Here is a 14,063-nt window from a genome sequence, read left to right on the forward strand (position 1 = left end):
ATGTCCTGTCGGTGGGTGGCAGCTCCTTTCTGGTTGGACATGAAGGCTCTCATCGTACTCTCGCTTGGCTCTGTCGCGGACGGGCGCGGACCATATGTGAAGCGCCGCCGATGCGCAATGCCGTTGGCTGCCCGCGCGCGAGCCGCCAGTCGAACGATGGCCACCGCCAAGCTTGCGCCGGATAGCCGTGCGGGCCACGGTGCGCACAACAACGCAGGACGGAGCACCATCCATGGCATCGCCGCTTTTCGACCTGACCGGCAAGGTCGCCATCGTCACGGGCTCGAGCAAGGGCATCGGCAAGTCGATCGCCGAGCAACTGGCGCTGCAGGGCGCCAAGGTGGTGATCTCCAGCCGCAAGGTGCCCAATTGCGAAGAGGTGGCGGAAGGCATCCGCAAGCAGGGTGGTCAGGCGATCGCGGTGGGCTGCAACATTTCCGAGAAAGCACAGCTCGAAAAGCTGGTGGCCGAGACCCGCAAGGCGTTCGGGGCGATCGATATCGTCGTCTGCAACGCCGCGTCGAACCCGTACTACGGACCGACCGAGAAGATGCCGGACGAGGCCTTCACCAAGATCATGCAGAACAACATCCTGTCCAACATCTGGCTGATCAACCTGTGCCTGCCGGACATGCGCGCCAAGAAGGACGGTGCCGTGATCATCGTATCCTCGATCGGCGGCCTGCGCGGCACGGCGGTGCTGGGTGCCTACGGCATCTCCAAGGCGGCGGACATGGCGCTCACGCGCAACCTCGCCATCGAGTTGGGCCCCGACAACATCCGGGTCAACGCGATCGCCCCGGGGCTGGTGAAGACAGATTTTGCACGAGCGCTGTGGGAAAATCCGGAGTACCTCGGCAAGCGCCTGCGGTCGGCGCCGCTGCGCCGGATCGGCGAGCCGGATGACATCGGTGGCATCGCCGTGATGCTGGCGTCGAAGGCCGGCGCCTTCATCACCGGGCAAACGATTGTCGCCGACGCGGGCGTCACCATCGCCTGATGTCGCCACGAGCGCAAATTGCACCCGGCCGTCAATGGTCGAGTTTTTGTTATATATATTAATGTGTTAATAGAGAAATCTGAGGTGACTTATAAGATTAAGATTTATGGCGCTAAAAATTGTCCGTGAAGGGGTATTGATGAGTCCGTCAAAGAGGCGTTAATTTATGGCTGATGCAAGGCTTAGTTGTTAGGGCGTTGCTAAAAATAGCGCCCTGAAAGGAGCCGGAACGCGATTCCATTTGAGAGATCAGGTGAGGGCGATTAGCCTTCATCCTGTCGAGGGAGCGGTCAGACCGGTTTGGTCATTTGACCGGAGGATCGATAGACGGGCGCCCACCCATATTCCCTTTCCCCCATACTCGGGCGTTTGTTGATCGGTTTTCAGCCGCGAAGTCTTCTCCCTCTACGTCATTTTGAGAAGTCATAGTCACGAGGATGGTTGATGGCGGACTGGGTGGTCCGCGGCGATAGCGCCGAATATCCTGCCACTCTCTGGGTGCCGTTTCCCGCCGATTTGCGGTTGTTGGTACCTATCTGACTTCTCCTGATATGCGTAGCGTTGTGTAAAAACCAGTGAGCGTACCCTCTCTAGGCAAACCAGCGCGCCGTACGCACGCGGCGCGCCGGCGAGGCAGTCTGGATCCGGTCCCCCGGCTGGATCTGGCGCCGGTTGGTCCCCCTGGGACCCCAGTAAGGTATTCTGCGGTGCACCGAACGCACGCGGTGCGCGCAATGGGTGGTTGGTCCGGTTCCCCGGCTGGGTCGGCCGCCTGCAGCCTCTTCCCGGAGGCTCGCAGCGAGTAGCGCCACCGCGCTGGCGGCGCTCCTGTAGAGGCGGCGCACCCGTTCCCCGGCGGGTGGCCGCCTCATCTTTTTGAGGTCAGGCTGTCAGGCCACCATCGGCAACGAACTCGGCGCCGGTCGAGAACGACGACTCATCCGACAGCAGGAACAGGACCAGCCGCGCGATCTCCTCCGGGCGGCCGAGCCGACCCATCGGGTGCAGGCTCTCCAGGTACTGGCGCCCCGACAGATTGTCGACCGACCGCTCCAGCCGCGGCGCGATCATCGGTGTATCGATGTAGCCGGGGTGTACCGAATTGCAGCGGATGTTGTAGCCGTTCTGAGCACAATGAACCGCGACGTTCTTGGTCAGCAGGCGAACGCCGCCCTTGCTGGCCGCATAGGCTGGTGCGCCGCCGGTGCCGCGCAGGCCCAGAACCGATGAGATGTTCACGATCGATCCACCGCGGCCGGTGCGCATGGCCGTCACGGCATGCTGGCAGCCGAGGAAAACACCCAATCCATTGACGCGGTAGACGCGCCGGAAATCGTCGAGCGAGCAGGCCTCGATATCCTGGGCGACGCCGATGCCGGCACCGTTGACCAGGCCGTCGAGGCGGCCGAAGCGCGCCAGGGTGTCGGCCATCAGGCGGCGCCAGTCGTCCTCGCGGGTGACGTCGATCGGCATGAACACCGCCCGGGCACCAAGCTCGGCGATCAGCGCAGGGGCGTGATCGGCTTGCGATGGCAGGTCGGCGACCACCACGCTGGCACCCTCGGCCACCGCCAGCCGGCAGGTGGCGGCGCCGATGCCGGACGCGCCGCCGGTGACGATCACCGTCCTGGCTTCAAAGCGCGCCACCGAACGTCCTCCTCTGGATGCCTGAGGTGATGCCGCCGTCGGCGATCAACTCGGCGCCGGTGACAAACCGGGCGCGATCGGTGGCGAGGTAAAGCACCGCCTGGGCGATATCGTCAGGTTCGCCCATGTGGCCGATCGGATGGATGGCATCGATCAGGGCTTTGCCCGGCGCGCGTCCGACACGCTGCCAGAGCGGATTGAAGATCGGCGTGTCGATGCCGCCCGGGTGGATCGAGTTGCAGCGGATGCCGTAGCGCTTGTCGGCGCAATGCTGGGCGACGCTCTTGGTCAGCAGACGCACCGCACCCTTGCTGGCCGTATACGCGCAGGGACCGGCGGCGCCGACGATGCCGGCGATCGAGGAGATGTTGACGATGGCGCCCTTGGGCGCCGGTTTGCCGGGGCCGGTGCGTTTCATCGCCGCGATGGCGAATTTGCAGCCCAGGAACACGCCGTCGAGATTGATCGCGTGGGTGCGTTCCCACATCTGGATCGTGGTGTCCTCGATCGTTCCCGACCCGGCGATGCCGGCGTTGTTCACCAGGATGTCGAGCCGGCCGAAGCGGGCGAGCGTGTCGTCCATCACGGTGGTCCACGACGGCTCGCGGGCGACGTCGAGCGTGCGGAAGGAACACGGCGCGCCGATCTCGGCGGCGACCGCGGTGCCGAGGTCGTCTTGGACGTCTCCGATCACCACGGTCGCGCCGTGTGCCGCGAGCAGGCGGGCGCAGGCGGCGCCGATACCCGACGCGCCGCCGGTGACAAGGGCGACCTGGCCGGTCAGTTCGTTCGATGCCGACATGGCGATCACATCGCGGTGCAGCCGCCGTCGACGATCATCTCGGCGCCGGTGGTGAACTTCGATTCGTCGGAGGCAAGATAGAGGATCATGTAGCCGATATCGTTGGGCTCGCCGATGCGGCCCATCGGCACCATGCGGGTCAGCCGTTTGCGCGCCTTGTCGGGATCGGGATCGCCCTCGATGCCGCCCTGGACCATCGGCGTATCGATGAAGGCGGGATGCACCGAGTTGCAGCGGATGTCGTAGCCGGCGCGGGCGCAATGCAGGGCCACGCTCTTGGTCAGCAGCCGCACGGCTGCCTTCGACGGGCTGTAGCACACCATCTGCCAGCCGCTGACCACGCCGGCCACCGACGAGATGTTGACGATGGAATTCTTCTCGCCGTTGCCCTTCATGACGCGCACGGCATTCTGGCAGCCCAGGAACGTGCCCTCGGCGTTGACCGCCATCATGCGCTGAAACTGCCGCAGCGACGCCGTCTCGATCGAGCCGTCGGGGCCGGCGATGCCGGCCGAGTTCACCAGCACGTTGATCTTGCCGAAACGCTCCAGCGTGCGGTCGATGGCGACCGTCCAGCTCGATTCGCTGGCCACGTCATGCTCGAGAAACAGCGTGTCGCCGCCGATGTCGCGCGCCGCCGCCGGGCCCTTGTCCTTCTGGATGTCGGTGATCACCACCGTGGCGCCCTCGGCCGCCATCAGCCTGGCCGCAGCGAAACCGAGACCCGATGCTCCGCCCGTGATCAACGCTACCTTGCCCGCGACCCGTCCGGCCATCGCGCCCCTCCGTCAACTGTCGGGGCAGCTTAGTCATGGGGACAGTGCCGTCGCCACCCTGCATTTCCGTCTCTCCCGCCAGGCGGGAGAGGCGAGTGCTCGGACCAAATCAGAACCCCAGCGGCTTGGTCACCGCGACCCAGCGGCCGCCCTTGACCTGGGCCAGGAACGACGAACTGGCACCCTGGTGGACCTGGGCGCTGAAATTCACTTCCGGGCCGTTGAAGATGTCCTTGTGGCCCTTGATCGCCTCCAGGCCCTTGATGAGGCTGTCGAGCGTCAGGTCGGCGCCGGCGTTCTTCAGGCCGGCGATGGTGAGGTCGGCGGCGATGTAGCCGTAGACGGCGCCGATGTTGGGATCGATAGTGAACCTCTTCTTGTACGTCTCGACGAAGGCGCGGATCGTCGGCGTGGCGCTGTCGGCGTAGGGGATATCGGTCAGGCCCATGGCGTAGAAGCCTTCCATGCCCTGCGCGGCGCCGACGACGATGTCGAAGGATGCGCTCGATCCGACGAAGTCGACGTCGTTCCACCCCATCTTGCGCGCCGTCGTGTAGGGAACGATCGCGTCGCGCACGATGGTGCCCATCACGATCAGGTCGCAGCCGGCCTGGCGCAGTTTGGTGATCGGCGCCGTGAAGTCCTGGTCGGTCGGCTTGTGTGCCGTCATCTCGACGATCTTGATCCCCAGCTTCTTGGCCTGCGTCTCGACTCCCTCGATGATCTCCTTGCCGTAGTCGGTGTCCTGATACATCACGCACAGGGCTTTCTTGCCCTTTTCCTTGACGAGGTAGTTCACCGCCGAACGCACCTGGTCGACGTACGACGCGCCGGCCTGGAACTTCAGCCGATGCAGCGGCTCGTACATCGAGCGCGCGGCCGTCAGCGGAAAGAGGTTGGGCACTTCGGCGGCGAGCTGCTCCTTGAAGCAGGCATTGTTCATCGGCGTGCCGCCGGCCTGCACGAACGCGAATACCTTGTCGCGATTGATGAGCTTGTTGCACGCCTGTACCGCCTTGGGCACCTGGTAGGCGCTGTCCTCGACGACGAGGCGGATCTTGCGGCCGTGGATGCCGCCGGCATCGTTGGCGTCGTCGAACCGCATCTTCATGCCGTTCGACGAGGAGATGCCGTAGGTCGCGCCGACACCCGACAGATCGGTATGCGTGCCCAGCAGGATTTCGGTCTTGGTGACGCCCCGCGTTTGAGCCGCCGCGTTGGTGGCCAGGGCCGCTAAAGCCGTGGCCGCAAGCATCGCTACCCGTCGCATCATCGTCTCCTCCATGTGTGTGCGGCTCTCTCGACGCTGAGAGACTGACGGATCTCCTCTCCCGCGGAGCGGGAGAGGAGGGAGAGGCGAAAAGTGCTCAGAATCCGAGCGGCTGGGTGACGCGGGTCCAGCGTCCGCCCTTGACCTCGGCCAGGAACGAGGAGTTGGCGCCCTGGCGGGTCTGCGGTCCGAAGCTCACCGGCGGGCCATCGAAGATGTCCTTGTGGTTCTTGATCGCTTCCATGCCCTTGATGAAGCTGTCGAGCGTCAGATCGGCGCCGGCATTCTTGATTCCGGTCACCGTGAGGTCGGCACCGACATAGCCGTAGACCGCGCCGATGTTGGGATCGATGTTGAACTTCTTCTTGTAGCGATCGACGAAGTCGCGGACGGTCGGCACGGGGCTGTCGGGGTACGGCATCTCGGTGAGGCCCATGGCGTAGAAGCCGTCCATGCCCTGGGCGGCACCCACGACCGAGTCGTAGGCCGCGGCCGAGCCGACGAACACCACGTCGTTCCATCCCATCTTGCGTGCCGTGACGTAGGGCACGATCGTGTCGCGCACGATCGTGCCCATCGCAATGAGATCACAACCGGCCTGGCGCAGCTTGGTGATCGGCGCCGTGAAGTCCTGGTCGGTGGGCTTGTGGGCTGCGGTTTCGAGCAGCTTGATGTTGAGCTTCTTGGCCTGCAGCTCGGCGCCTTCCAGGACCTCCTTGCCGAAGTCGGTATCCTGATACATCACGCAGATGGCTTTCTTGCCTTTCTCCTTCACGAAATGGTTGATGCCCGCCCGGATCTGATCGACGTAGGTCGCGGCGTTATAGAATTTCAGGCGGTTGAAGGGCTCGAACATCGAGCGTGCCGCCGTCAGCGGAAACAGGTTGGGCACCTCGGCCGCAAACTGATCCTTGAAGCAGGCGTTGTTCATCGGCGTGCCCAGCGCCGAGACGAACGCAAAGACCTTGTCGCGGTTGATCAGCTTGTTGCAGGCCTGCACCGCCTTGGGCACCTGGTAGCCGTTGTCCTCGACGATGAAACGAATCTTGCGGCCGAACAGGCCGCCGGTGTCGTTGATCTCGTCGAAGCGCATCTTGGCGGCGTTGGTCGATGACACGCCGTAGGTGGCGGCCACGCCCGACAGGTCGCTGTGCGAGCCCAGCAGGATCTCGGTCTTGGTCACACCACGCGTCTCGGCCGACGCGCCGGTCGCGACGGCCATCAAGCCGGCAGCCGCGACCATTACCAGTCTCGGTTTCATATCGCTTATCCTCCCGTTCAACGCAGCCCTTGGCGGGTCTTGCCAACCCTTTCGTGGGCTGATGCGGGCATCATAGCGCGCCTTTGCGTCCAGCGCCTCGCCATTCCGCCGGGCGGTCCGTGGTCCGCACAGCGGAAGAGGCGATGGGCTGGCGTCAGAAACCCAGGGGAGGGGTGACGCGAGTCCAGCGTCCGCCCTTGACCTCGGCCAGGAACGAGGAGTTGGCGCCCTGGCGGACCTGCGGACCGAAGCTCACCGGCGGGCCGTCGAAGATGTCCTTGTGGTTCTTGATCGCTTCCATGCCCTTGATGAAGCTGTCGAGCGTGAGGTCGACACCGGCGTTCTTCAGGCCGGCAACGGTCAGATCGGCACCGACGTAGCCGTAAACGGCGCCGATGTTGGGATCGATGTTGAACTTCTTCCTATAGCGATCGACGAAGTCGCGGACGCTCGCGACCGTGCTGTCGGCGTAGGGCATCTCGGTGAGACCCATGGCGTGGAAGCCGTCCATGCCCTGGGCCGCGCCGACCACCAGATCGTAGGCCGCGGCCGAGCCGACGAACACCACGTCGTTCCAGCCCATCTTGCGCGCCGTGACATAGGGGACGATCGAATCGCGCACGATGGTGCCCATCGCGATGAGATCGCACCCGGCCTGGCGCAGCTTGGTGATCGGCGCGGTGAAGTCCTGGTCGGTCGGCTTGTGTGTCGTGCGTTCGACCAGTTCGATGCCCAGCTTCTTGGCCTGCAGTTCGACGCCTTCCAGGAACTCCTTACCGGCATCGGTGTCCTGGTACATGATGCAAACCGCCTTCTTGCCCTTCTCCTTCACGAAGTAGTTCACGGCCGAGCGCAGCTGATCGACGTAGGTCGCGGCGTTGTAGAACTTCAGGCGGTGGAACGGCTCGAACATCGAGCGCGCGGCGCTGAGCGGGAAGAGGTTGGGGACTTCGGCAGCGAGCTGGTCCTTGAAGCAGGCGTTGTTCATCGGCGTGCCCAGCGCGCCCACGAAGGCGAAGACCTTGTCGCGGTTGATCAGCTTGTTGCAGGCCTGCACCGCCTTGGGCACCTGGTAGCCCTGGTCCTCGACCACCACGCGGATCTTGCGGCCGTGGATGCCGCCGGCATCGTTGATCTCGTCGAAGCGCATCTTGATCGCATTGGACGACGAGACGCCGTGCGTTGCGGCCACGCCCGACAAATCGGTCGGCAGGCCCAGGGTGACGTCGGTCTTGGTCACGCCGCGCGTCTGGGCTGCGGCGCCGGTCGCGGCCACCGCCATCACGGCGATGGCCAGCATCGCCAGTCTATGGTGCATGTTCTTTCCTCCCGCCCCATCCTGAAGGGCCGACACAGCGTAGACGGAGCCGCGGCGCACCGTCTCGGCAGCGCAACGGCGGATCGTTCGCACACCGGAAAAAGAAGACGGCCCGGGCGGTCGCCCGCCCGGGCCGTGATCGTTGCGATGACGCAGGGCTCAGAAGCCGAGCGGTTCGGTGACGCGGGTCCAGCGGCCACCCTTCACGACGGCGAGGAACGAGGAGTTCGCGCCCTGGCGAATCTGCGGACCGAAGCTCACCTGCGGGCCGTTGAAGATGTCCTTATAGCCCTTGATCGCTTCCATGCCCTTGACGAAGCTGTCGAGCGTCAAATCGGCGCCGGCGTTCTTCAGGCCCGTCACCGTCAGGTCGGCGGCGACGTAGCCGTAGACCGCGCCGATGTTCGGGTCGGCGTTGAACTTCTTCTTGTACCGTTCGACGAAGTCGCGGACGGTCGCCACGCTGCTGTCGGCATAGGGCATTTCGGTCAGGCCCATGCCGTAGAAGCCGTCCATGCCCTGCGCCGCGCCGACGACCGAATCGTAAGCCGCCGCCGAGCCCACGAACGTCACGTCGGCCCAGCCCATCTTGCGCGCCGTCACGTACGGGATGATCGAGTCGCGCACGATGGTGCCCATCAGGATCAGATCACAGCCGGCCTGGCGCAGCTTGGTGATCGGCGCTGTGAAGTCCTGGTCGGTCGGCTTGTGGGCGACCGTCTCGACCAGCTTGATGCCAAGCTTCTTGGCCTGCAGCTCGGCGCCTTCCAGGATCTCCTTGCCGAAATCGGTGTCCTGGTACATCACGCACACGGCCTTGCGGCCGTTGTTCTTCACGAAGTAGTTCATGCCGGAACGGATCTGATCGACGTAGGACGCCGCGCCGTAGAACTTCAGCCGCTGGAACGGCTCGTACATCGAGCGTGCCGCCGTGAGCGGGAACAGGTTCGGCACCTCGGCCGCGAACTGGTCCTTGAAGCAGGCGTTGTTCATCGGCGTGCCCAGCGGCGCCACGAACGCGAACACCTTGTCGCGGTTGATCAGCTTGTTGCAGGCCTGCACGGCCTTGGGCACCTGGTAGCCGTTGTCCTCGACGATGAAGCGGATCTTGCGGCCGTTGAGGCCGCCGGCCTCGTTGAGTTCGTCGAACCGCATCTTGACGGCGTTCGACGAGGAGACGCCGTAGGTCGCGGCGACGCCGGACAAGTCGGTGTGCATCCCCAACGTGATCTCGGTCTTGGTCACGCCCCGTGTCTGCGCGTACGCTCCCGTCGCGACAGCCGCCAGGGCGGCAGCCACGACCGCTACTACTTTTCGACCCATCACCCGTTCCTCCTTTGGGCCCACCAGGGCCATTGCCACGCAAAAATTCCGGCCGGTGCGCTCTACGCGGCCTCGGCGTACATGCCGTCGATCATGATCTTGTACTTCTCGTTCACGAACTTGCGCTTGAGCTTCATGGTCGGGGTGACTTCGTCGTCCTCGGCCGTCAGCTGCTGCTCGATCAGGCGGAACTTCTTGATGGTCTCGACCCGCGCGAAGTTCCGGTTGACCTTCTCGATCTCGGCCCAGATCAGGTCCTGCACCTCGCGCGAGCGGCAGAGCGAGGCGAAGTCCGTGAACGGCACGTTGTTGTCCTGCGCATGCTTGGCGACGTTGTCGTAGTCGATCATCACCAGGCAGGTCAGGAACTTGCGGCGGTCGCCCACCACGACGGCATCGGATATGTAGGGTGAGAACTTGAGCTGGTTCTCGATCTCCGACGGCGTGATGTTCTTGCCGCCAGCCGTGATGATGATGTCCTTCATCCGGTCGGTGATCTTCAGGTAGCCCGAGTTGTCGAGGAAGCCGACATCGCCGGTATGCAGCCAGCCGTCGCGCAATGTCTCGGCCGTCTTGTCCGGCTGGTTGAGGTAGCCCATGAAGACGTGCGGCCCGCGCAGGAGGATCTCGCCCTCCGGCGAGATCTTGACCTCCGTATTGGGTGCCGCGGTGCCGACGGTACCCAGCTTGATCTGGTCGGGCATGCCGGTGGCCAGGCCGCAATTCTCGGTCTGGCCGTAGCCCTCGCGCATGTCGATGCCCAGCGCCCGGTACCACTTGATCAGATCAGGTGCGATCGGTGCCGCGCCGGTGACGGCGAAGGCCACGCGATGCATGCCCATGCTGCGCTTGATGTTGTCGAGTACCAGGAAATCGGCGAGACGGAGCAGCAGCTTCTGGCCGGCCGATGGCTTGCGACCATCGAGTTCCTGTTCGGCCACCTTCAGGCCGACACCGATCGCCCATCGATAGGCCTGGCGCCCGATCCACGTCGCTTCGCGCATGCGGATCGTGATGCCGGAATAGAACCGCTCCCACAGGCGCGGCACGGCGAAGAACGTGGTCGGCGCCACCTCACGCAGGTTTTCCGGCACCGTGTCCGGGCTCTCGGCGAAGTTCGCGATCGCCCCCGTCCGCAGCGGCAGGAACGCCGTGAAGGTGCGTTCCGCGACATGGCACAGCGGCAGGAAGGCCAGCGTTTCCTCGTTGTCGCCCACCGGGAAGAACGCGTCGGCATTGCCGAGCTGGAAGATCACGTTGCGATGCGACAGCATCGCGCCCTTGGACGGCCCGGTCGTGCCGGACGTGTAGACCAGCAGGGCGAGCGACTCGGCCTGCGAGGCGGCGATGCGCTCTTCCCACAGGCTGGGATTTGCCGCGTCATGCTCGCGGCCCAGCGCCAGCAGGTCGTCGAACGACATCACGTCCGGGTCGCTGAACGTCGACAGGCCTTCCATGTCGAAGATGATCGCCTTGCGCACCAGCGGACAGCGCTCGCGCACCTCAAGCCACTTGTCGAGCTGTTCCTCGTTCTCGACGAACATGAAGCGGGAGCGGCTGTCGTTGCAGATGTATTCGACCTGCTTGGCGGCGTCGGTAGGGTAGATCCCGTTGGAGATGCCGCCGGCGCCCATGGTGCCCATGTCGGCGTAGAGCCATTCCGGAATCGTGTCGGCCAGGATCGACACGACCTCGCCGGCCTCCAGGCCGAGCTTGACGAGGCCCATGCCGGTCAAGCGGGCGCGTTGCCCATACTCCCGCCATGTCGTGGAGCGCCAGATGCCGAGCTCCTTCTCGCGGAAGGCGATGCGTCCGTCCCGCGCCTTCACCTGGTGCCAGAACAGCTTCGGGATGGTATCGCAGCCCTCGACCTCAAAGCGCTCGCTCGAACCCGCTTTGACCTCCGCATCCATGTTCTGCGGCCTCCCTGCCCGGTTCGTTTGTTATCCTACCCATGGGCGCCTGATCCGTCGCGGTCAGCGCCACGTCTTGCGTTTCTTCCAGCGCCGCTGGCCACGGGCGCCCTGGTCCTTGATGCCGAGATAGAATTCCTTGATGTCTTCCTTTTCCAGCAACCGGGCGCAGGTGTCGGCCATCACGATGCGGCCAACCTCCAGGACGTAACCGTAGTCGGCGACCTTCAGCGCCATATTGGCGTTCTGTTCGACCAACAGGATGGTCACGCCGCGCTCGCGGTTGATGCGGGTGACGATGTCGAAAATCTCCAGCACCAGCTTGGGCGACAGGCCCAGCGACGGTTCGTCCAGCAGGATCACCTTGGGGCGCGCCATCAGCGCCCGGCTGATGGCCAGCATCTGTTGCTCGCCGCCCGACAGCGATCCGGCGCGCTGGTCGGCGCGTTCCTTGAGAACCGGGAAATAGCCGAAGACCGTCTCGAGGTCCTGCGCCACGCCGTCGGCATCGCGGCGCGTGTAGGCGCCCATGCGCAGGTTCTCGCGCACGGTCAGGAACGGGAAGACCTCGCGTCCTTCGGGCACGTGGCTGACGCCCAGCCGCATCACCTTGTCGGGGTCCATGCGCTGGATGTCGCGACCCTCGAAAGCGATGCTGCCCTTCTGCGGGTCCATGACCCCGCAGATGGTCTTCAGCACGGTCGTCTTGCCGGCGCCGTTGGCGCCCAGGATGGTCACGATGCCACCCTGCGGCACGTCGAAGGAGACGCCGCGAATGGCCATGATCGGCCCGTAGAAGGTCTCGACGTTGCTGACTTTCAGGATCGGTTCGGCCATGGCGCTGTCAGCCTCCGAGATAGGCGCGAACGACCTCGGGATGCGACTGGACCTCCTGCGGCGAGCCCTGGGCCAACGGCCGGCCGTAGTTCAGTGCCAGCACCCGGTCGGACACCGCCGAGACCAATTTCATGTCATGCTCGACCATCAGCACGGTGATGCCCAACAGGTTCCTGATATCCTGGATCCAGAACGCCATGTCCTCGGTTTCCTCGACATTGAGGCCCGAGGACGGCTCGTCCAGCAGCAGCAGCTTGGGGTCGGTGCAGAGCGCGCGGGCGAGTTCCGTCACCTTGCGCACGCCGTAGGGCAGGTTGACGATCAGGCTGTCGCGATACTGCTGCAGGTCGAGAAAATCGATGACCTTTTCGACGGCCTCGCGGTGCTCGACTTCCATGCGGCGCACCGACGGCAGGAACAGCAGCTCGGAGAAGATGTTCGACTGCTTGTGCGCGTGCCGCGCCAGCAGCAGGTTCTGCAGCAGGGTCGCATGCTCGAACAGCTCGATGTTCTGGAACGTGCGCGCGATGCCCAGCGCGGCGATGCGGTGCGGCGCCACGTTGGTGATGTCGTTGCCTTCGAACACCAGGCGCCCGCCGCTCGGCTCGTAGATGCGGCTGACCAGGTTGAAGATCGTGGTCTTGCCGGCGCCGTTGGGGCCGATGATGGTGAAGACGGTGCCCTTGTCGACGGCGAAGGTCACGCCGTCGACGGCCTTGATGCCGCCGAAGTTGATCGAGAGCTGGTCGGCCTGGAAGAAGCTCACCGCAGCCGCTCCGATCGCATGTAGGTCTTCTGCCGCTTGAAGGTGGCGCGCTTGTACATGGGGAAGGTCGAGAAGAAGACCTTGATCTTCATCCAGCGCCCGTACATGCCCAGCGGCTCCAGCAGGATCACCAGCACCAGGATCAGGCCGAAGATGCCCGCCTCGACGCCGGGTTTGCGCAGGAAGGCACCGATCGCCTCGCCGATGGCGCCGAACAGTGTCACGCCGGTGCCGGCCGCGAGGTCGGCGAAGCTGGCCGGGATCGAGTCGCGCAGGATGGCGATCAGGGGCGGCAGCAGGGCGACGAAGATGGCCCCGAAGATGGCGCCGTGCAGCGAGCCGAGGCCGCCCACGATCACCAGCAGCAACAACTGGATCGACAGCAGGATGGTGAAGATGTCGGGCGCCAGATAGGCGATCTTGTGGGCGAACAGGGCGCCGGCTAGGCCCATCAGGCCGGCCGAGTAGGCGAACGCCATCGACTTGTAGATCGCGAGGTTCACGCCCATCGACTGGGCGGCGATCTCGCTGTCGCGGATGGCCACCCAGGCGCGCCCGGTCGGCGCCCGCAACAGGTTGCGGGTCAGCCACAGGCTGAGCGCCAGGAAGAACAGACAGAGATAGTAGAATGCGGTGTCGTCGGCAAAGGGGACGCCGAAGATCACCGGCTTCTCCACCGGCATGCCGGCAAAGCCGTGGGTGACCGACTCCCAGCGGCTGAACACTTCCTGGATGATGGTGGCGAAGGCCAGGGTCGCGATCGCCAGGTAGATGCCCGACATCCGCAGCGCCGGTAGCCCGACGATGACGCCGCACACCGTCGTGATGATGACCGCCATGGCAAGCGCGCCAACCCAGGGCACGCCGTGTTTGATGAAGAAAGCATGGGCGTAGGCGCCGATGCCGAGGAATGCCGCGTGCCCCAGCGAGACCTGGCCGGTGTAGCCGACCAGCACCATCAGCGACACGCCGCAGATGGCGTAGATGAAGACCCAGGTGGTCTCGCCGATGTAGTAGTCCGACATGACCGCGGGCAGCAGCACCACGGCAGCGGCCAGCAAGACGTACCAGAAGGCGTCCGTGCGATCGCGGAAGATCTGGATGTCTTGGGCGTAGGACGTCTTGAATACGAACCGCATCGCCCGCGCCT

At 64.6% G+C, this 14,063-nt stretch carries 12 protein-coding genes; 1 reads left to right on the forward strand and 11 read right to left on the reverse strand.

The genetic code is table 11. The features are described 5' to 3' along the window. Positions 1-232 precede the first annotated feature (232 nt). A complete protein-coding gene (locus tag FQU96_RS18265; protein ID WP_146542757.1) occupies positions 233-1,000 on the forward strand; it encodes an SDR family NAD(P)-dependent oxidoreductase in 768 nt (255 codons plus the stop codon). A gap of 882 nt (positions 1,001-1,882) precedes the next feature. On the opposite strand, the gene FQU96_RS18270 is transcribed toward FQU96_RS18265, so the two are convergent. From FQU96_RS18270 to FQU96_RS18320, 11 genes are all read right to left on the reverse strand, one after another. Beyond that, positions 1,883-2,647, reverse strand: coding sequence for a glucose 1-dehydrogenase (locus FQU96_RS18270; protein ID WP_146542758.1), 765 nt, complete (start codon positions 2,645-2,647; stop codon positions 1,883-1,885). Beyond that, complete coding sequence (locus FQU96_RS18275; RefSeq protein ID WP_146542759.1) at positions 2,634-3,449, reverse strand: glucose 1-dehydrogenase; 816 nt, start codon at positions 3,447-3,449, stop codon at positions 2,634-2,636. Before FQU96_RS18275 ends, FQU96_RS18270 begins: the two co-directional genes overlap by 14 nt. Before the next feature lie 5 nt (positions 3,450-3,454). After that, a complete protein-coding gene (locus FQU96_RS18280) occupies positions 3,455-4,225 on the reverse strand; it encodes a glucose 1-dehydrogenase (protein WP_146542760.1) in 771 nt (256 codons plus the stop codon). Positions 4,226-4,334: 109 nt separating this feature from the next. Further along, positions 4,335-5,498 carry an ABC transporter substrate-binding protein gene (locus tag FQU96_RS18285; protein WP_178130573.1) on the reverse strand — a complete coding sequence of 388 codons (1,164 nt, stop codon included), beginning with the start codon at positions 5,496-5,498 and terminating at the stop codon, positions 4,335-4,337. Positions 5,499-5,592: 94 nt separating this feature from the next. Then, entirely contained in the window at positions 5,593-6,756 is a 1,164-nt protein-coding gene (locus FQU96_RS18290) for an ABC transporter substrate-binding protein (protein WP_146542762.1), read from the reverse strand. Between the two features lie 154 nt (positions 6,757-6,910). Continuing rightward, positions 6,911-8,074, reverse strand: coding sequence for an ABC transporter substrate-binding protein (locus FQU96_RS18295; protein ID WP_146542763.1), 1,164 nt, complete (start codon positions 8,072-8,074; stop codon positions 6,911-6,913). Positions 8,075-8,233: 159 nt separating this feature from the next. Continuing rightward, a complete protein-coding gene (locus FQU96_RS18300; RefSeq protein ID WP_178130574.1) occupies positions 8,234-9,397 on the reverse strand; it encodes an ABC transporter substrate-binding protein in 1,164 nt (387 codons plus the stop codon). 62 nt (positions 9,398-9,459) lie between these two features. Then, a complete protein-coding gene (locus tag FQU96_RS18305; protein WP_146542765.1) occupies positions 9,460-11,310 on the reverse strand; it encodes a long-chain fatty acid--CoA ligase in 1,851 nt (616 codons plus the stop codon). Positions 11,311-11,373: 63 nt separating this feature from the next. Further along, on the reverse strand, positions 11,374-12,147 hold the full coding sequence (locus FQU96_RS18310) for an ABC transporter ATP-binding protein (RefSeq protein WP_146542766.1): 774 nt from the start codon (positions 12,145-12,147) through the stop codon (positions 11,374-11,376). 7 nt (positions 12,148-12,154) lie between these two features. Beyond that, positions 12,155-12,913 carry an ABC transporter ATP-binding protein gene (locus FQU96_RS18315; RefSeq protein WP_146542767.1) on the reverse strand — a complete coding sequence of 253 codons (759 nt, stop codon included), beginning with the start codon at positions 12,911-12,913 and terminating at the stop codon, positions 12,155-12,157. Then, entirely contained in the window at positions 12,910-14,052 is a 1,143-nt protein-coding gene (locus FQU96_RS18320) for a branched-chain amino acid ABC transporter permease (RefSeq protein WP_146542768.1), read from the reverse strand. The genes FQU96_RS18315 and FQU96_RS18320 overlap by 4 nt, the downstream gene beginning before the upstream one ends. Positions 14,053-14,063: the final 11 nt, after the last annotated feature.

This window comes from Reyranella sp. CPCC 100927, from assembly GCF_007859315.1.
In the GTDB taxonomy this organism is placed as follows: domain Bacteria; phylum Pseudomonadota; class Alphaproteobacteria; order Reyranellales; family Reyranellaceae; genus Vineibacter.

Coding starts and splice junctions, on each gene's coding strand:
- FQU96_RS18300 (WP_178130574.1), bottom strand. CDS start 9,397: ATGGGTCGAAAAGTAGTAGCGGTCGTGGCTGCCGCCCTGGCGGCTGTC.
- FQU96_RS18295 (WP_146542763.1), bottom strand. CDS start 8,074: ATGCACCATAGACTGGCGATGCTGGCCATCGCCGTGATGGCGGTGGCC.
- FQU96_RS18305 (WP_146542765.1), bottom strand. CDS start 11,310: ATGGATGCGGAGGTCAAAGCGGGTTCGAGCGAGCGCTTTGAGGTCGAG.
- FQU96_RS18265 (WP_146542757.1), top strand. CDS start 233: ATGGCATCGCCGCTTTTCGACCTGACCGGCAAGGTCGCCATCGTCACG.
- FQU96_RS18280 (WP_146542760.1), bottom strand. CDS start 4,225: ATGGCCGGACGGGTCGCGGGCAAGGTAGCGTTGATCACGGGCGGAGCA.
- FQU96_RS18285 (WP_178130573.1), bottom strand. CDS start 5,498: ATGATGCGACGGGTAGCGATGCTTGCGGCCACGGCTTTAGCGGCCCTG.
- FQU96_RS18320 (WP_146542768.1), bottom strand. CDS start 14,052: ATGCGGTTCGTATTCAAGACGTCCTACGCCCAAGACATCCAGATCTTC.
- FQU96_RS18310 (WP_146542766.1), bottom strand. CDS start 12,147: ATGGCCGAACCGATCCTGAAAGTCAGCAACGTCGAGACCTTCTACGGG.
- FQU96_RS18275 (WP_146542759.1), bottom strand. CDS start 3,449: ATGTCGGCATCGAACGAACTGACCGGCCAGGTCGCCCTTGTCACCGGC.
- FQU96_RS18290 (WP_146542762.1), bottom strand. CDS start 6,756: ATGAAACCGAGACTGGTAATGGTCGCGGCTGCCGGCTTGATGGCCGTC.